Below are 19,602 nucleotides of genomic sequence, written 5' to 3'. Positions count from 1 at the left end.
ATAGAAACACATGGTTAGTCAAATAATTATTGTTTCTTAGCTTTAACCATTAAAAATGGAGGAAATTGCTTTAATTTATTAATTTGTTTCTCATCAAAATATTGAAAAACTTCCTCTGATTGACCTAAATCTTTAACATATTGAATTTCAAGACCATGCTGAATTAAATTATTAAAAATTGTTTCGATTGTATGATGATATTTTTTAACATTTTGATCCAACCAATATGAAGTTCGACTTGTTTCATCAAAGTAATGTTCCATTCTTAAATAAACACCATCACTATCCTCTTTCTTTACTTCCGGATCCATTGTAGCCGTTTGTATAGGATGCTCCATTGTGAATAATAACGTCCCATCTTTATTCAACAATTCACTGATTTTTTGACAACATAAATTAAAGTCTTCTATATAATGTAATACGAGTGACGAGACAATAACATCAAAAGTTTCTTCGCATTTAAAATCCATAAAATTTGTACAATGAAGATCCACTTGTTCATTGTTAAAATGTTTCCGACATTCGCTTATCATCTTTTGAGACTGATCTATACCTACTACCCTTTCAGGTTCATAATCCAAAATATATTGAATTAAATTCCCCATACCACATCCAATATCTAACACTGCTTTACCTTTTATCACAGGCATAGCACGCTTTACTTCAGGCATCTCGACTACTTCATTGTAACTCAAATCATTTTGTCTTTTTTTCTTATAACTTTCAAAGAAATCAGGATGGTCATATATATTATTCACATTTAAAGCCCCTTTCAAATATTAATTATAATGGATACACCAATCCCCTCACTATTGATGATTGTAGTCATGATGTGACCAATGATTTCCTTCAACTTCCGGTGTCACTATTTATTAGCAGTAGCTTCAAATGTTATAGTTTGTGTTGAACTTGTAGGATATTTTCCATGTTCATAGTCAGCTGAAATTATTATGTTTTCAAATCCGATATGTTCAAGTATCATTTTAAATTCTTCAATTCCATACCAACGAATCGAAAATTGTTCTAATTCTGTCTGTATCAATTCACCATTACGCCATTTTTCATATCTATTATGAGATGTTGTATGTTGATGGATATAATCGATCTCAATTAATTTACTCTCTAATGTGATTTTTTCGGAATTCTGATTTTCCCAAACTCTAGTTGAGGTATTGCCAACCTTTAAGTCCGTTTGTAAAAATATATCTACAATCAACTTACCACCATCAGCAAGATGATTATAAAAATTATTTAAAGCATTAAAGGAATCTTCTCTTTCATGTAGTAATAAAAATGTTCCAGTAGGCACAATTATGGCTTCATATTCCGCATTTAATAAAAATGATTCCATTTTCCCTTTAAATATCTTAGGATTAAAGCCTTTTATTTCGCAGTTTTTTCTACATATTTCTAACATTTCTTCCGAGAAATCCAAGCCAGTAACTTTCAAACCTTCTTCTAAAAGAGGAATGAGTAGCCTCCCAGTACCAACTCCCGGTTCAAGAATAGGTCCCGTACAAGATTTTAATCTATCTTTATAAAATTCTACATCACCAAATGAATGTCCGATATATTTATCTATATCGTAGACTTCTGAAGAAAGTTTACTATAATAACCAAACATACTATCTATCCCCTTTTTGGGTTATTTTACTATTAGTTTAAATCATTATTCTAAACTTGTCACAATATAATCAAATACAAAAAATAAAAAAGCAGAGAAACCTCAATTCAATAAGGTCTCTCTGCTTTTTGTTATTAATGAGCTAACATTTCTTCTTTAACTTCATCTTTAGACAGTTTTGAAGGGTAATATGTTGGCCAGTTGTCTAATTCTTTTAATACTTTATCTTTGTCATTTCCAGTAAAGATATGGAAGTGAGCTGATTTTTTAGGATAGATATTGTGATCGCTAAATTGTACATATTTAGGTAAGTCATCGTTTGAGTCACCTTTTAATTTAAAGCTATATCTTACGCCTCTATTTCCTTTTTCGTATTTAAGAATGTCGTAACCATCATATTCATATTCACCAGTTGATGTTTTTCCATCTTTAGTGAAACTGATTTGATTACCTTCGATTTTAATGTTTTCTACGTCTGTTTTATATCCTTTGTCATAGTACTCTTTGTATTCTTTAGCTGACATTTTACCGTCTTCAGCTTTATGTTTAAATACTTCATCTAGTGTACCGTCTTTTAAAAGTGGATAAACTGATTGCCAGTCACCTTCGTAATCTGATAGTTCACGATCTTTAACTTGTTTATCTTTGAAGTAGCCATTTTCAATTGCTTTATCGTGTGCTGCTTCTTTTTTCTCGTCTTTAGTTTTAATTTTATCATTTAAAGCTTTCTCGATGTTTTTAATGTTTTCTTTCATAAATGATTGATAAGAAATATCTTTGTCATTTAATTGTTCTTTCGATAATGATTCCATGTTGTTAAATGTAAGTGGTTTAGCATCTGTTTCTTTTCTAATTGTGTCAGTTACTTTTCCTGAAATATTGTTTTCATACAATACATATTTTGCATCTGTATCTCTGATTTCTTTAACAATTTCAGTTAATTCTTTTTGTGACGGATCTTCAGCATTCATGCTTTGTACACCTTTTTGTACGAATCCATAACGATGAGCTAAATAACCCAATGATTCGTGAGAAATGAATACAGTATCTCCCTCATGCCCTTTTGTTGCTTTCTTCATATCTTTATCGATATTTTCTAAATCTTTATTTAATTTTTTGAAATTCTTTTCATATTCATCTTTGTGATCTGGGTCTTTTTTAACTAATTCATCTTTAATACCTTTGATGAAATCTTGGTCTATTTGTGGATCTAACCATACGTGTGGGTCATAACCGCCATGATGATGATGTTCATGTTCGTGATCATGTCCTTCATGTTCGTGTTCTTCATGACTTTCACCATGCTCATGATCGTGCCCTTCATGGTCATGCTCTTCACCATGTTCATGTTGATCAGTTAATAATTCAGATTGATCAATACTATTTTGTAATGATAATTTTTTATCATCTTTCTTAATAGTAGATGCGACTTTTTTCGCAACCGGATCTAAATCGTCACCAGTGTATACGAATAAATCTGCTTTGCTCGCATTTAAAATATCTTTTTGTGTTGGTTCATAACTATGTAAATCCGTACCTGGTGGATAAATAGATTCTACTTCAACATGTTCTCCACCGATTTGTTCAATAAAAGATTTTAGCGGATAAACTGTTGTTTTAATTTGCAATTTATCTGAGTCGCTTTTACTACCTTTGTTACTGTCGCCTTGATTACATGCAGCAAGTAACATTGCACAGACGAAAATGATTGCAAATAAGCCCGTCCATTTCTTCATCTAAAACACTCCTCTTCAAATAGTAACGTTTACGATTTAAAATTATAAACTTTAATTCACAAAAACACAAGACTACATTTCAAAATAATTACATTTATATATAAAGAAACGTTTACTTTGTTGTAATGTAAACGTTTTAGTATAATAGTGTAGAATCTTTTATAAAGAAGGAAGGGTTAATAAAATGGCAAAAGAAAGAAAAATTATTATGGACAGTGATCCAGGACACGATGATGCTATCGCTCTAATATTAGCAGGTGCTAAAACAAGTCCATTAGACATATTAGCAGTCACAACAGTTGCAGGAAATCAATCAGTCGATAAGAATACAAATAACGCATTAAACGTATTAGATATTATTAATAGAGGAGATATTCCAGTCTCAACAGGTGCTACAAGACCTCTTATTAAAGAAGCAGAGTTTGCTGAAAGTATTCACGGTGAAAGTGGATTAGATGGTCCAGAGTTACCTAAAATACCTAATCTCAAATCTACTGATAAACATGGTGTAGATGTTATTGTGGAAACTGTCTTAAACAGCGATGAAGCTGTTACATTGGTTGCTACTGGCCCACTTACAAACGTAGCAATGGCACTTATTAGAGAACCTAAAATAGCAGAGAACATTGATGAAATCGTAATTATGGGCGGTGGCACATTCGGTAACTGGACACCTACTGCTGAATTTAATATTTGGGTAGATGCAGAAGCAGCTAGAAGAGTTTTTGAAAGTGGTATCCCAGTTGTAGTCTTTGGTTTAGATGCAACACATCAATTATTAGCAGATGATTTAGTTATCGACCGCTTCAGTAAAATAGATAATAAAGTTTCTAATTTCGTTGTAGAATTATTAAAATTCTTTAAATCTACATATAAATCACAATTTGATATGGATGGCGGTCCTATACACGACGCTTGTACAGTCTTATATTTATTAAATCCAGAAATATTTGAGTTACAAAAAACATACATCCAAATTGAAAATCAAAGCGAATTAACATACGGTACTATGTCAGTTGATTTAAATGACACATATAATAAAGAAGCAAACGCTCAATTTGCAACAGCTGTTAATCTCGATTTAGCATGGGATTTAATGGATAATACATTAAGAAGTTACTCAGAATAAAATACCTTTATCCAATAAAAACAAGGCTCCCAATCCAAGTAATTGGGAGCCTTGTTCATATTCTCCAAGACATTTCCTATATTATAACTTTCTTTTCTTATTACGAAGGTTTAATACATTTACTACATCTCTTATGTAGTCGCCTTTTAAGTTATAACTAAATTTATAAATGATATAACTAGCGATAACACTTATGATTGGCAATGCAATCATAATAAAACGCAATCCATTTTTTGTGTGTTCAGTTTGAACTTCGCCTGGCTGATAACCAAATAAATCTAGTCCCCAGCCTGTAAATAGTGCTGCGACAGCCATTGCTGTTTTCATTAAAAATGTTTGTGTAGATGTAATAACACTTTCATTTCTTTGACCAAATTTCATATCACTATAGTCTATAACGTCTGCTATAGATACTGTAATAATTCCCATAATAAAGCCAGTTCCTATTTTAATAAACGCTGTTCCAACCATAACAGGGATTGCTGCTGTTGGTGCGATATAACCAGCAAATAATATAATAATTAATCCTATAGTTAAAGAAATTGCTGCTATTGGAAATACAGCTTCTCTCGTTAACCATTTAGCAACTTTAGGGAATAGTAACAATGCTATAATTTCCATGAATCCCATCGCATTAAATAATGCGAATAATGCTTTAGATTCTGCTACATAGCTAAAATAATATATAGCCACGTTACCTAGAATTTGCAGACTCAAGAAAAATGTAACTAAAATACCTATATATGCTAACAATTCTTTATTAGTAAATAAAATTCTCCATATGTCTTTAAATCTTAAAGTGATGCCTGTATCTATATTTGTAGGTGCTTCGTATACGTTTCTTACAGTAATTAATATCGCAATGATGAATATTACAGCTATAATAGCCGTCATAACAAAGAATCCTGCAGATTGATCGCCATTACCAAATATATTGTCAAAATACATTACGATAGCTAGTCCAGCCGTACCGATAAGTAAATTCGCCATACTCGCGAATACACGTGGTATGATTGAAACTTCTTCTCTTTCAACTGGGTTATTCGTTAAATTAGGCAACCAAGACCAATAAGGAACATCCATCATCGTGTATGTCATTCCCCATAAAATATAGAGTATTGATACAAATACATATAAACTTGTTCCAGTTAACCCAAAGTTTGTGAACATAATAACTGTTACAACAGAGTTGATTAACGTACCAATAACTAACCATGGTCTAAATTTACCCCATTTAGTTTTTGTTTTATCTACAATCATTCCCATTACTGGGTCATTAATAGCATCCCAAATACGCGCAACGAAAAATAATGTACCTACGAAACTTGCTGCAATACCTAATACATCGGTGAAGTAAAACATTAAAAATGTTCCTGTAAGGCCAACAACTAAGTCTTTACCAAACGCACCGATACCGAAAGAATATTTTGCTTTACGGGTTACTTGCCTTTCCAAAAAAAGCCCCCCTTGAGTTATAACACCATTTAAAAGCGCTTACAAAATAGTGTGATATTTTTGTCTGATATTATTGTTGATTTCACTATTTATTCGTAAGTTGGTAACCAGTCGCCATGTGCTTCAATTAAATCGTCACAAAGTGAAATAATATCATCCATAGACAATTCAGAAGCTGTATGCGGATCTAACATAGCTGCTTGATAAATTTTTTCTTTCTTTTGTGTTAATGCCGCTTCAATTGTTAGCAACTGTGTATTAATATTCGTTCTATTCAGTGCAGCCAATTGTTCTGGTAATTCACCAACGTAAGTAGGCGCAATTCCGCTAGCATCTACTAAACAAGGAACTTCAACTACTGTATTTTCTGGTAAATTACTAATCAATCCACCTGTGTTTAATACGTTCCCACCAATTTTAAAAGGTTTATTTGTTTCCATCGCTTCGATGATATAAGAACCATATTCGTGTGAACGTTCATGCGTTAAGTTTTGATTGTTTACAATATCGTCACGCATATGTTGCCAATCTTCAATTTGATTTACACAACGTCTTGGATATTCATCCAATGGTATATTGAATTTTTCAATTAATTCAGGGTACTGACTCTTAATGAAATATGGATGATATTCAGCATTATGTTCAGATGATTCTGTGACGTAATATCCAAACTTATCCATTAATTCAAAACGAACCATGTCGTCATGTGTTGTTTTTTGCTTTTCTTTAGCACGTTTTTTAATTTCTGGATATAAATCTTCGCCATCGCGCGTTATTTCAAGTAACCATGCCATGTGGTTAATACCTGCAATTTTTGTTTGAATGCGATCTGTTGGTAGTTCTAATGCCTCTAACAGTTCGCTCGCACAAACTTGCACACTATGACAAAGTCCAATAGTTTTGATGCCTTCTTTTAACATGATGTTTGTTAAAACCGCCATAGGATTCGTATAGTTTAAGAACCAAGCGTCTGGACAAACTTCTTTCATGTCTTTTGCGAATTCTTGCATAACAGGTATTGTTCTTAAATTACGGAAAATACCTCCAATACCTAAAGTGTCTGCAATTGTTTGTCTAAGACCATACTTTTTAGGTACTTCGAAATCAGTAATTGTAGCTGGATCATAACCGCCTACTTGTATAGCATTAATAACATATTTTGCTCCTCTTAATGCTTCTTTACGATTTTTATATGATTTTACTGTGACAGTAGAATTCATACCATTTTTCAAGTTGTTTAACATCATTTCTGAATCGTTTAATCTCTCTTCGTCTATATCATATAATGCAAATTCAAAATCTTGTAACGCATCTACAGTCATACAGTCACCTAATATGTTTTTTGCGAAAACCGTGCTGCCAGCGCCTAAAAATGTTATCTTACTCATTATATTTACTCCTCCTAGCAATAGTTCATTCACTAAAATGTTTTATAAAACTAATATATTTTTAATTAAAAAATAATAATCAAGTTTATGAAAATTATTTTGTAACCGCTATAGCTTATATCTAGATTAGTTGTAAATTGAACTATATTCAATCGTAAATATTTTTAAAAAGAGTAATATATTGCTGTTTTAGTCTGAGAATATTTTATTTACCGCCATCACTGTTGTTTCTCTTCTATAACTATTAGGAGATACGCCAGTTACCTTTTTAAACACTTTACTAAAGTAATTACTCGAGCTAAATCCAACCTCACGAGCTATCCATCCTATGTTTTTTTCATTCATGGATAAATAAGTAAGCGCTTTATTAATTCTTATTTTTGCTAGGTAGTTAATAGGTGTATCATTCATGTACTTTTTAAACTCTCTTGTAAAATGATATTTTGATAAATCAGTAACTTCTACAATATCGTCCAAAGAAATATCATCTTTATAATTCTTTTCAATAAATTGAATAGCCTTAGCTATAGAAAGAGGATAGTTGTTAGGTTGCTGCTGACCATATTCTAAGTACTCTATGTATTTCATCATAAACGTATAAGCACTTGCAGAAGCTTCATACCCATGATTAATACCTAGTGTTTCAACTTTTTCAATTGTTTCTAATATATATTGTATAGGAGCTGAGTGAATGGATAATTTAAATACGTGTCCATAATTATCAAAAATATGCTGTGATAACTTTTCGACCTCTTTACCATAAGTTGTGAAATAAAGAAATTCCCATTCGCTTGAATGTTTAGGTAAATAATATCTATGATCACTCGGCACACGAACAAAGAAAGCTTCACCCGGTTTTATACTATGTGTGCGTCCATTTATACTTAAAGCACCTTCTCCTTTTAAGGTATATTGAAAAATATAGACATCTTTCTCTCCTCTATGTAAACCATGCCAATGATAGTCATGTTCTTTACGTAGCTCATATCCAACAGAGTTCAATCCAGCTATTTTATTTTGATAGTCTCCTTTAAATTTAAAACCATAAGCATTATGTTTAAACGTCTTTTCCATAGTAATCCTCCCAAATTTCTTATAACTTTATATATTCGAAATCATGAAACTAATAATTAGTATAATAAAATAAGCGTCTGAGACATAACAATTGTAGGGAGTTGCGTCTCTAACGGGCTAGTTATTTTAGTCTTGCACGCTACATTTTCTAACGAGCAAGAATTTCTAAACAAGCACGTTAGCCCAATATTTTTCATGATTTTAATGTAATTTTAGCCTGATTACATATGCTAAACTCCCTCTAACGGGCTAGTTATTTTAGTCTTGCACACTACATTTTCTAACGAGCAAGAATTTCTAAACAAGCACGTTAGCCCAATATTTTTTATGATTTTAATGTAATTTTAGCCTGATTACATATGCTAAACTTCTCTAACGGGCTAGATATTTCAGTCTTGCACACTACATTTTCTAACGGGCTAGAGTTTCTAAACAAGCACGTTAGAATGAAGCTCACTGGGGTGGTACTAGGAATTTTCATACAAAATGAGATTTCTGTCCTACTCCCATATAAATAAATTCTCCTAATCCGTTAATAAAAATCTAACGGATTAGGAGAATCATTTTGAGCTAGGGATTTCTCTCCCGCTCCTTTATTATTTCATTACTAAATTTTAAGTTCGTTCTGTTAGTTGACCATCTACCATTTCAAATACTTTATCACAATATTTTGTAAGTCGTTGGTCATGTGTCACGATAATACCTAATTTATTTAATTCTTTAGTTTCTTTTCTTAAAATTTCCATTACTTCAATCGCATTTTCAGTATCTAAAGACGCTGTTGGTTCATCTGCTAGTATAACAGATGGTTTAGTATATAATGCTTTAGCAATCGCTACTCTTTGTTTCTGTCCACCTGATATTTCGCTCGGTAATTGATTTAAAATTTTATTTAAACCTAATTGTTTTAATAAGCGATCTAGTTCATCTTTTGACATGACATCTTTTTTCACTTTTTTCAAAAGCTCAAATTGCTGGTTTACAGTTAAAAACGGTATTAAATTACTCGTCTGTAAGATGAAACCTATTTCTCTTAATCTTAATTTTGATAAAGCTTTTTCGTTAAAATGATTAATTTCTTTCCCGTTTAATAAAACTTTTCCTTCAGTAGGTAATTGTAGCGCACCTGCCATCGTTAACAATGTACTTTTACCTGACCCAGAAGGACCGATTATTGCAACGAGTTCACCTTTTTCTAAACTGAAGTTTGTTGACTTTACTGCTTCAATAGTATCATTACCGTCTTTAAATGATTTCGTAACATTTTCAAATGATAACATCTAAGTCCCTCCTATCCTATAACTTTTAATGGTTCTACTTTTCTAATGCTTAATACTGAGAATAAGCTACCTAAAATTGCTACGATTATTAATACAATTGCATATAGCAGCATCGTTAAATAATCAAATTTAATTGGGACTATTTCAGGTAGAAATGTTCCTGTTAGCACTGTTAAACCAAAACCAATTATTGTACCGATTAGTGCGATAATGATAGTTTGACTCATCACTGAACGTGCTAAGAAACCATTTGTAATACCTTGTGCTTTTAACACACCAAATAAGTTTTTCTTTTGTAATGTAATAATGTATAAGAAAATACCAATTACCATTGCTGAAATTGCAAATAAGAATACAATCATAAATGTTAGTGTTAGATTTTGTTCTTTATAACCTGGTAATTTCGTAATAAATGATTCAATTTCATTTACTTCTAAATCATTATTTAATTTAACGTCTTTCCAATTTTTATCTTTAACAACAAGTGCATTAATATTATCACCTTTAAGCATTGGGTTAAGCTTTTCAATCGTATCATTATTTGTAAATAATACAGGCGAAGCATTAAATTTTGCACTTTCAGAGAATCCTACTATTTCAAGTTTTTCATCACTATTAGATAACGTAAGTTCATCACCAATTTTAAAGCCTTTCGTTTTTAAAGTATGATCTGCTACAACTTCATTATCTTTTTTAAATAACTTCCCTTTTTCTAATTTAGGCATGAGGAAACCTTTAGAATCTATACCAAACACCGTAGCATTTTCTTTTCTATCACCGTTTGATGTAATGACAGCAGTTTGTTTCAAGCCTTCGCTATTCTCAAATTTACCATCAACTTTATCTGTATCAATAGAAGATTGAGCAATTGTTTGGTTAGCATCTTTATTCAATACAATTGCATTTGCTTTCCAAATATCAATACCTTCCCTGTTCATATTCATTAAACCGTTTGCCAAACCTGACAATAAAAACAGTAAATAACTAATCATAATTAGTACGCCAATAATTAAACCGAATTTCAATTTATTTCGACGCATTTCGTTCCATGCTAAGAACATTCCGTCAACTCCTCCATATGTAAAAAAATAATCCAATAACAATTATAACATTTTCATATGGCAATTAATTAAAAGACGTAATATTGTAAAAAAATAAACTATACTGTATAATTGAGAACAATTATCAATTAAGGAGGTACTATATTGACTTTAAAAGAAATATGTATTGTTGGTACACCTCACATTAGACTCGACCAAGATTCTGATACTTTCAAAGAATCATACGAGAAATACATAGAAGAATCTTCGATTATTATAAAGAAAATTGCACAATATTCACCCGACCTCATCACGATTGAATGGGATACAAGAGAGTCACTTCGCTTAAAGAAAGAATTTAAACAAATAATTAATCAACAACTTCCTCACCTATTAAACGAGCATCATTTCATAGCTATGCCTTTAGCACATCAATTAGGCTTATCTGAAGTGTTGCCAATAGATTTTAATCAAATGCAAACACGTAAAATTCGCGCAAGTTTTGCTGACGAATATTTAGAAAATGCAGACGAAAAACTATATCAATATATGAATAATGCAAAAAATAAACACCAACTTTCCAAAAATCAACCCACTACATTATATGAAAAATTAACAAAACACAAAGAAGGTCCTATACCTTTAGAGCAAGTATTTGCCATTCGTTCATTAGCAGATAGTCCAGGAATAGCTTTTGCATTAGAATGGTCTGAAAGAAATCACATCATGGCGACAAACATTATCAAAGCAGCATTAAATCATGAAAGAACTATAGTATTTACAGGTATGAGCCACGTTAGATTTTTAGAATTCATTATTGAATCAACTGGATTATTTAAAGTAATCCCTTCACAAGACATACTAAAATAGGAGAATAAAATGAAAAAATTAATCATATTTCTAGCACTTTGTTTAGTATTAGCGGCATGTAGTCAAAGTAATGAAAATAAAGCTCAAAGTAATGATAAAAAAGAAACTGTTAAAATAAAACAAAAGTATGAACTACGCGGTAAATATAAAGATGGCCGAGATGCAGAGAATAAAGAAGAAGAAGTAACCGTGCCCAAAAATCCACAAAAAATCGTAACATTTGATTATGGAGCTGCAGATATTATTAAATCACTTGGTAAAGAAAACAGTGTCGCCGGTATCTCAATAGGTTCAAGCACTTCAATGTTACCTGAAGAACTTAAAAACTTCACAGATGATAAATATAAAAATGTTGGAGAATTAGGAAAACCAAATTTTGAAAAAATCGCTGAAATCGATCCAGATTTAATTATATTTTCTAACAGAACAGCAAGTAGCGAAACTTTAAAAGAATTTAAAAAAGCTGCACCTGACGCAGCCTTAGTTTACATAGGATCAGACGACAATAATGTAGTAAAATCAGTCAATGACAACACGAAAAAATTAGGTAAAATCTTAGATAAAGAAGATAAAGCAACAGAATTAACAAATCAATTAACCAATGAAGAAACTAAGGCTAAAAACCAAGCGAAAAAAGTCGATGATTCCATTATGTTATTACTTGTAAGCCAAGGAGAATTATCTACATACGGACCAGGCGGAAGATTCGGCGGTTTATTATACGATCAACTAGGATTTAAACCAGCAGATAAAGATATAAAACCAAACCCACACGGACAACCCGTTAGCTTTGAATACGTCTCATCTAAAAAACCAGAAGTAATATTTGCGATGGATAGAGATGAAGCTACTGACGGTAAAGGAACGAGCGAGAAAGTGTTATCAAACGATGTATTAAAAAATGTCCCCGCAGTTAAAGACGACAACATTATCAATCTAGACGCAAAATCATGGTACTTCTCATCAGGCGGTATCAAATCAACAATCAAACAAATACAAGAAATACAAAACATCGCGAAAAAATTACAAGAATGATAAGAAGAAGAAACGACTAATCCGAGTTGGATTAGTCGTTGTTGACACGTTTTATGAGTTGTGACAATATGGCTACCCTTGTTGACACGTTTTATGAGTTGTGACAATATGGCTACCCTTGTTGACACGTTTTACAAGTTGTGACAATATAGCTACCCTTGTTGACACGTTTTACAAGTTGTGACAATATGGCTACCCTTGTTGACACGTTTTATGAGTTGTGACAATAAGGACATTACACCTGATATAATTCACCGTATTAAAAATAAAAAAATAACGAGTCCGAGACATAAATAGTAGTCTCGGACTCGTTCCTTATTAATACAATGCTAATGGTTCTTTAGTTGTTGGCGGCGGGAATTCTGAATCAATTTTTTGAATGTCTTCTTCGGTTAAATGAATATTACTTGCTCCCATATTATTTTCAATATGAAGTTTATTAGATGATTTAGGTATAGCTAGTGTATGACCATCTCTAATATTCCATGCTAACAGTATTTGAAATACGTCAACTTCATATTTTCTAGACAATTCTAGAAGAACAGGACTTTTAGTTAAATTTTTACCTAGTTTATCTCCTCTGGCTATAGGTGCATATGATATTAAGGCAATGTTATTTTCTCGCATAAATGGTTTTAAATCATATTCTATTCCTCGATCACCTACATTATATCTAACTTGATTAACTACACATTTATGACCATTAGGCAAACTAAGTAAATGTTTCATATCGCTCGTATCAAAATTTGATACGCCCCATTCTTTTATTTTCCCTAAATTTTTCGCTTCTTCAAATGCGCTAATTGTTTCTTCTAAAGGATACTGGCTTTTCCAATGTAATAAATATAAATCAATATAATCTGTACGTAGTCTTTTTAAACTGTTATCTATACTTGTTAATACTTTATCCCTCGATGCATTTTCAGGATGCACTTTTGAAATAATATATAATTTTTCTCTATCATAAGATTGTATTGCTTCACCTATTAACTCTTCTGATGCGCCATCGCCATACATTTCAGCCGTATCAATTACATTTGCGCCTTGGTTTATAGCGAATTGAATAGCATCAATCTCATCTTGATGATTATTTGAATCGTCACCCATTTTCCAAGTTCCTAATCCAATCGGTTCTATACTCATATCTTTTATATTCACCATAACTACACCCCATTTTGTATAATGTGTATTAGTTTCATACTTTAATGGTAAATGTTTTAGTGTATTATTACAAATACCTGTTTTACATAAAGAGTAATGCTTATAGAGCATAGTTAGGAATTTACATATTAGTCATTTAATTTTGGATAATCTATTACTCTCGTTATATCAATAAGATCTTGAGAGCCCATGTTTTCTTCTGTTATATTTTCCATCTGTTTTAAAATAGCGTTTCTTTTTTCTATTTCTTCATCATTTTTAGGATATAAAATTGATGAACCGTCATTTTCTACAGCATTTTGATTTATCTCTGCAAATGGTTTCATATATTTTTCGTAAGCAATAAAAGCATCTTTAATACTATTGTTCTTCTCTAATTCATCAGCTAAAATATATGCTCCTATCATTGCTAAACTTGAACCTTGTCCTGTTAAGAAGGATGGTGCATGTGCTGCATCTCCAACTAATACTGCTCGATTTTTCGCCCATTGATCCATAATAATTTGAGTTGTCGTATCAAAATATATATCTTCAGTTTGTTCTAATGTTTCTAAAAGATTTGGAGCTATACCACCTACGTCTTTAAATTTATCTTTGACTAATTTTTTGTGACCTTCTATATCTCTATGGTTTACAGAAGGTTCTTCTTCATCACTAAAGATTAAAAACGCATGTACTGATTCTTTGTTTTCAGTAGCATACATGATAGCTGTTCTACCTGGTTCAGAATAAATCATACCTTCTTTATACATATCTAAATAGTTCTCTACTGTAAATCCAGTAAAACAATGTCCTAAATAATTTGTGAATTGGCTTTCTTCGCCAAATGTTAATTTTCTTGTATTAGAATGTATACCATCTGCTCCAACTACTAGGTCATAGCTGCCTTGCTTTCCACTTTCTAATTCAATTTCAACTCCATCATCTAAATGATTCATTGTTTTAATAGAATCATTAAAAATGAGATTTATATCATTTTCTTCAACACATTTATACAAAGCTGTTGTTAAATCACCTCTTGGTATTTCAATATCTTCGTTTGCTTTCATAGTAACATCTGTAAATTGCGAGATTATACTATTGTCATTATCAAGAATTTTAAATTTCATATTGTTTAAATTTTGAGCTTTTAATTCATCATATATACCCATCATTTTAACGATATTAATGGCACTACCTCTCACATCTATAGGGTAACCTCCACCTCTAATTTTTGATGCTTTTTCAACGATTGTTACCTCAAAACCTTTTTTATTTAGCCAATATGCTGAAGTAAGTCCTGCAATGCTAGCGCCAGAAACTAATATTTTTAATTTTTTCATGTTTCATCATCCTTTATTATTAATTGACACTCAGTGCCATTAATTAAAATATAACTTATTTGGCACTCAGTGTCAAAATAAAAAGATTATGCTATAATGTTGTTAAAAGTTTTGGAGGACAATTAAATGAAAGAAGATACTAGAAAGCAAATACTTGAAATTGCAGATAAATTATTCGAAGAAAACGGATATGATAAAACAAGTATGGATAAAATTGCTAAAGAATCAGGTGTTTCAAGACGTACACTTTTTAGATATTTTGAATCGAAAAGCGAAATTTTGTTTCTAAGCAATAACGATTTATTAAAAAACACTTTAGATGAATTTTTAGATAGAAGTTATACATTGGAAAGTATTACGCAAAAATTAATTAATGTATTAGATAATGCATCACACGAAGATAAAGTGAATTATATGGAATCAATGAAGAGACTTAAAACAGAACCAGATTTCCAATCTCAAATACTATATAAAATATTAAAAATACTACCACAATTTCCTTCAAGCGAGTCAGACTCCTCGGATGTATTAAAAGGTGCACTATTCGGAAATATACTCGTAGCTTGGTCTAAAATCATTGAAAATCCTACAGTTGATTCATTAGATTTAATAAAAGAACAAATAATTGAATTTCAAAAAAGATTTTTAGAAAACTAAATAACCCCAATCAAATGGATTGGGGTACACCTATATATTTGATTTTAAACGTGATTTTTCTACTGCTAAATTTTTGATTAATAAAACTAATAAGGAAATTAAAATTGTAATAACAATAGTGACGAATATGGCACTGAGGGCATAGTAACTACCTATTAAATGATACTTTTTAATAACATTTTCTATTACACCTATTATTGGTAAATGAATAATGTACATAGTAAAACTGCATTTACTCAGTGTTTTAATAAAAGCATTTTCTTTATTAAAATATTTATAGAACAACTTGAAAATAACTAACATGATGCTCACACCAAATAAAGCTTCCCAAAATGAATACAATATAGAAGCTAATGATAACCCCCCTGAAAATGAAAAGTCAGATATACCGATAATTACTGCGGCTAAATATATTGGCAAACTTAATAAGATATAAAAAATACTTAATTTCCATTTAGTATTTTTTATTTTTTCTAATAAATTAAACTTAAATGCTACAATTCCTAACATGAAAGCAATTAAATATTGTGGCAGATCCCCTATACTTGGTGTGAATTTTAATAACCAATCGTAAATCACTGTACTGATTAACGGCTCCCCTCCAATTAAAGGCATAAATACTCTCCAAACATAGAGAACAAGTGCATATAAAATAATAAAAGAAATTATATTTAATTTTAATATTGGCATTTTAAAATTTGTGTATTTTTTAATTAATACATATCCAAGATTAAATATAAACAACATAGCAATAAACCATAAAGGACCTATATTCATACTCTTGAAAAATACATTTATATCGTATGTTTTGTTAAATATAAAATATTCACTTATAGGTTGAATTTGGCTAAGAATAATAAAATAAAAAATAATAGGTAATACTAATTTTTTAAAACGCTGTTTTAAAAATAGTTGACTACCCTTCCGATTATATGAGTTTTCAACAAATAACCCTGAGATTAAAAAGAATCCACCCATAAAAAATGCTTGGTTAAAACTAACGAGTAGAGAACTAATCCCATTTATAGACTCATTGACCTCCCCAGATAATACATAGCTCATTAAAGAATGATGAGTGATAACAAGCAATGCGAAAAATAATTTGATATTATCTAGGTACGTTATATGCTTTTGCATAAACTACCTCCTTCAAAAGTACACACTAACTTTAATACAGTTGTATTAAAAATTCAATAAGTTTATAATATTAATCGAGGTGAAAAATAATTAATAAAAAATCTGAACAAAAGAAAAAAGAAATTAGTAATGTAATAATAAAGCTTATATATAGGGATGGATTAGATACTGTAAGCTTTAGAAAAATATCTAATGAATCAGGATGGTCATTAGGATCTATTCAAAATTTCTTTGGAAATCAACAAAGTTTATTAATTTTTATTTTTAAAATAATCAGTGAAAATGGCCAAAAAAGAATGGAAAAACAAAATTTATTTGTAAATAAAATAGATTTTGAAGAATTTATAAATTTTGCATTACAACTGCTACCTTTAGACAAAGAAAGAGAAATTGAATTTGTAGCATGGACAGCGCTAGTAAATAAATCGTTATCCAATGAAGATATGAGGAAAGTCGCTCACGACAATTTATTAAAAAATTACGAAGGTATAAAACAAGTTTTTAAATTAATGATAGACTCTGGTATTTTCAAAGCAACTTTAGATATCAATAAATCGACTAACGAGTTTTACTCATTTTTAGAAGGCTTATCACAACATAGCTTATTATTACGTGACTATTATAATGATAAATTGTTAAAGGATCTTGTTGAAAGGTTTGTAAAATCTAATTATTTAGACAAAGACTTAAATAATTAGACTGGTGAAATCATAAAAAATTTATACATGTTAAAAATCTTTTAAATTTCCCTACTCTCTAACCACTATCACTACACAAAGGTACGATTTTTAATACTATGTATTATTATTTTGCCTTCTTCCATATGAATACTGAGTGGTTTAATATGCTATATATCATAAAGCATTAAATTAAGAGAGGGATTAATAATGAATGAAACTATAAATTTATTACAGAATCACAGTTCAGTACGAAAGTTTAAAAATAAACCTTTAACTGATGAACAAGTAAACCATATTTTCAAATCTGCTAATCAAGCGTCATCGTTTAGTTTACTTCAAGCTGTTTCTATTATAAGAATCACTGATAAGGATACAAGAAAGGCTATAATGGAATTAAGTGGCCCTCAAAGTTATATTCAAGAAGCTTCTGAATTCTGGATATTTGTTTCAGATTTCAACCGAAATCATCAAATTGCACCAAATGTTGATATAACTTATACAGAATTTTTACAAATAGGTGCTGTAGATGTTGGTCTAATGGCTCAAAATGCTATGATTGCAGCTGAATCAATGGGATTAGGTGGCGTTTATATCGGTGGAGTCAGATTAAATATTGAAAAACTATCAGAATTACTCGAACTTCCTAAGTATGTTATTCCATTAGTTGGTCTATGTATTGGTTATCCTGCTGAAGAAAAAGCACAGTTGAAACCTAGGTTACCAAAAGAGGTTGTAATGCATCATAATAAATATGAAGAATTTAGCTTAGAAGATATAGAAGATTACGATCAAGAAATGAAGAAATATTATGAGAACAGACCAATAAGAGCGCCCTTTACAGCTAAAAAAGTTAAAGGTTGGAGTGACCATATTGATGATCACTTGGAAAGAAGTATTCAACCGAATATGTTGAGTTACCTTAACAAGCAAGGTTATGCTGTAAAGTAAATTTTTAAAGATTAATAATAAAAAGAGCCTTAAATATAAGGCTCTTTTTATTATTGAATTTATATGGTCATTTAACATGTTTAACGACATTACCGGTTATTATTAAAATAATCCCAATTACACATCCAATTATTACCGGAATAGAAAAAGATTCTTCAAGAAATAATATATTAATTAAGCCCCATATAAAGAAGAGCACTATAATAGAAACACCATAAAACAAGAACTTTTTAGATAACTTTTCTACATTCATTTATAAATAACCTCATGACAAAATTTTTATACAGCTAAAAACTCTAAACGTTGTCTTTCATGCTTATCAATTACAATTTGTGAAGCATCAACGCCTAATTCAATTAAGTTTTTAATGTTTTGAGCTACGAACTCATCACTACCTACAATATAAAATAGGTCATTCTCTTCTGGTTTAATACTATTCACTTCTTCATAGTACGCTTGTCTGCTATCCACAAATTTTGAGGTGAATTTTTTATCTGGAACAGAATTAAATATATCATTAAATAAAAATTCTGAAGATGAATCAACGTTTATAGAATGTATTTTATGAACGCCTTCATTATCTTCTAAATACTTAAGTACTAATGGTCTAAACGTTGCTAACCCTACTCCTGAAGATAATAAGTAGACATTTTTATTTTCTCTCTTTAATGGAACGTTAGAATGCGTTTTAAAAATCGCTACTTCTTGGCCAACATCTAAATTTCTTAAAATTTGTTTGAACTCAGAGCATTGCTCTCGTATTCTCGTAGTAATCCCGATTGTATTCTCATTAGGTACAGTGGATATGGACATATGTCTTACCAAACTCTTATTTGGTTTTTCACCTTCATTGAATCCTTTCAAACCAAAGTGCGTATGCGCGCCTTCTTCCCAAGTAAACCCTTCTGGACAATCCAGCAAATAAGTCTTAATTTCAGATGTTTCATCTATAATTTTATTTATTTTAGTCCAATATATCTGCATTAATATATCCTCCTGTTCATTTATATCTATCTACTCAATATACCTTAAATGATAATGATTATCAATTAAATTGAATAGATAT

General features: G+C 30.6%; 18 protein-coding genes. 6 read left to right on the top strand and 12 right to left on the bottom strand.

Annotated features, from left to right (window positions below; all coding sequences use genetic code 11):
* Nucleotides 1-26 precede the first annotated feature (26 nt).
* From LQ615_RS00355 to adcA, 3 genes are all read right to left on the bottom strand, one after another.
* Nucleotides 27-758, bottom strand: a complete 732-nt coding sequence (locus LQ615_RS00355) for a class I SAM-dependent DNA methyltransferase (protein ID WP_239703937.1) — start codon at nt 756-758, stop codon at nt 27-29.
* 107 nt (nt 759-865) lie between these two features.
* Nucleotides 866-1,624, bottom strand: a complete 759-nt coding sequence (locus LQ615_RS00350) for a class I SAM-dependent methyltransferase (RefSeq protein ID WP_239703936.1) — start codon at nt 1,622-1,624, stop codon at nt 866-868.
* Nucleotides 1,625-1,758: 134 nt separating this feature from the next.
* On the bottom strand, nt 1,759-3,360 hold the full coding sequence (adcA, locus tag LQ615_RS00345; protein WP_239703935.1) for a zinc ABC transporter substrate-binding lipoprotein AdcA: 1,602 nt from the start codon (nt 3,358-3,360) through the stop codon (nt 1,759-1,761).
* A 184-nt stretch (nt 3,361-3,544) separates the two neighbouring features.
* Here adcA and LQ615_RS00340 point away from each other — a divergent pair, with 184 nt between their 5' ends.
* Nucleotides 3,545-4,489, top strand: coding sequence for a nucleoside hydrolase (locus LQ615_RS00340; RefSeq protein ID WP_239703934.1), 945 nt, complete (start codon nt 3,545-3,547; stop codon nt 4,487-4,489).
* Nucleotides 4,490-4,570: 81 nt separating this feature from the next.
* On the opposite strand, the gene melB is transcribed toward LQ615_RS00340, so the two are convergent.
* The 5 genes from melB to LQ615_RS00315 all read right to left on the bottom strand — a co-directional run bounded on the left by melB (nt 4,571) and on the right by LQ615_RS00315 (nt 10,747).
* A complete protein-coding gene (gene melB, locus LQ615_RS00335) occupies nt 4,571-5,944 on the bottom strand; it encodes a melibiose:sodium transporter MelB (protein ID WP_016998459.1) in 1,374 nt (457 codons plus the stop codon).
* Nucleotides 5,945-6,033: 89 nt separating this feature from the next.
* Nucleotides 6,034-7,332 (bottom strand): alpha-glucosidase/alpha-galactosidase, encoded by a 1,299-nt coding sequence (melA, locus tag LQ615_RS00330; RefSeq protein WP_239703933.1) that lies wholly within the window; start codon nt 7,330-7,332, stop codon nt 6,034-6,036.
* Nucleotides 7,333-7,521: 189 nt separating this feature from the next.
* Nucleotides 7,522-8,406, bottom strand: coding sequence for an AraC family transcriptional regulator (locus LQ615_RS00325; RefSeq protein ID WP_147641068.1), 885 nt, complete (start codon nt 8,404-8,406; stop codon nt 7,522-7,524).
* Between the two features lie 614 nt (nt 8,407-9,020).
* Nucleotides 9,021-9,686 (bottom strand): ABC transporter ATP-binding protein, encoded by a 666-nt coding sequence (locus tag LQ615_RS00320; RefSeq protein WP_064204788.1) that lies wholly within the window; start codon nt 9,684-9,686, stop codon nt 9,021-9,023.
* Nucleotides 9,687-9,697: 11 nt separating this feature from the next.
* Complete coding sequence (locus LQ615_RS00315; RefSeq protein ID WP_016998463.1) at nt 9,698-10,747, bottom strand: ABC transporter permease; 1,050 nt, start codon at nt 10,745-10,747, stop codon at nt 9,698-9,700.
* 144 nt (nt 10,748-10,891) lie between these two features.
* Here LQ615_RS00315 and LQ615_RS00310 point away from each other — a divergent pair, with 144 nt between their 5' ends.
* Nucleotides 10,892-11,596 carry a DUF5694 domain-containing protein gene (locus LQ615_RS00310; protein WP_239704027.1) on the top strand — a complete coding sequence of 235 codons (705 nt, stop codon included), beginning with the start codon at nt 10,892-10,894 and terminating at the stop codon, nt 11,594-11,596.
* A 9-nt stretch (nt 11,597-11,605) separates the two neighbouring features.
* A complete protein-coding gene (locus tag LQ615_RS00305; protein ID WP_016998465.1) occupies nt 11,606-12,631 on the top strand; it encodes a siderophore ABC transporter substrate-binding protein in 1,026 nt (341 codons plus the stop codon).
* Nucleotides 12,632-12,949: 318 nt separating this feature from the next.
* On the opposite strand, the gene LQ615_RS00300 is transcribed toward LQ615_RS00305, so the two are convergent.
* Both LQ615_RS00300 and LQ615_RS00295 read right to left on the bottom strand, forming a co-directional pair.
* On the bottom strand, nt 12,950-13,792 hold the full coding sequence (locus tag LQ615_RS00300) for an aldo/keto reductase (protein ID WP_239704028.1): 843 nt from the start codon (nt 13,790-13,792) through the stop codon (nt 12,950-12,952).
* A gap of 128 nt (nt 13,793-13,920) precedes the next feature.
* Complete coding sequence (locus tag LQ615_RS00295; RefSeq protein WP_239704029.1) at nt 13,921-15,114, bottom strand: FAD-dependent monooxygenase; 1,194 nt, start codon at nt 15,112-15,114, stop codon at nt 13,921-13,923.
* Nucleotides 15,115-15,240: 126 nt separating this feature from the next.
* On the opposite strand from LQ615_RS00295, the gene LQ615_RS00290 reads away from it, so the two are divergent.
* On the top strand, nt 15,241-15,771 hold the full coding sequence (locus LQ615_RS00290; RefSeq protein WP_218707935.1) for a TetR/AcrR family transcriptional regulator: 531 nt from the start codon (nt 15,241-15,243) through the stop codon (nt 15,769-15,771).
* A gap of 30 nt (nt 15,772-15,801) precedes the next feature.
* Here LQ615_RS00290 and LQ615_RS00285 read toward each other — a convergent pair whose 3' ends face one another.
* Nucleotides 15,802-16,908, bottom strand: coding sequence for an acyltransferase family protein (locus LQ615_RS00285; protein ID WP_239704030.1), 1,107 nt, complete (start codon nt 16,906-16,908; stop codon nt 15,802-15,804).
* Between the two features lie 296 nt (nt 16,909-17,204).
* On the opposite strand from LQ615_RS00285, the gene LQ615_RS00280 reads away from it, so the two are divergent.
* Entirely contained in the window at nt 17,205-17,606 is a 402-nt protein-coding gene (locus LQ615_RS00280; RefSeq protein WP_239704031.1) for a TetR family transcriptional regulator C-terminal domain-containing protein, read from the top strand.
* A gap of 189 nt (nt 17,607-17,795) precedes the next feature.
* Nucleotides 17,796-18,536: an oxygen-insensitive NADPH nitroreductase gene (gene nfsA / locus LQ615_RS00275; RefSeq protein WP_239704032.1), complete on the top strand. Its 741-nt coding sequence runs from the start codon at nt 17,796-17,798 to the stop codon at nt 18,534-18,536.
* 279 nt (nt 18,537-18,815) lie between these two features.
* Here nfsA and LQ615_RS00270 read toward each other — a convergent pair whose 3' ends face one another.
* Nucleotides 18,816-19,520: a dihydropteridine reductase gene (locus LQ615_RS00270; protein WP_182093741.1), complete on the bottom strand. Its 705-nt coding sequence runs from the start codon at nt 19,518-19,520 to the stop codon at nt 18,816-18,818.
* Between the last annotated feature and the right edge of the window lie 82 nt (nt 19,521-19,602).

It is taken from the genome of Mammaliicoccus sp. C-M13, from assembly GCF_022386845.1.
Lineage (GTDB): Bacteria > Bacillota > Bacilli > Staphylococcales > Staphylococcaceae > Mammaliicoccus > Mammaliicoccus lentus.
Note: the sequence above shows the minus strand (reverse complement) of the source record. Positions and strands in the feature narration are given on the sequence as shown.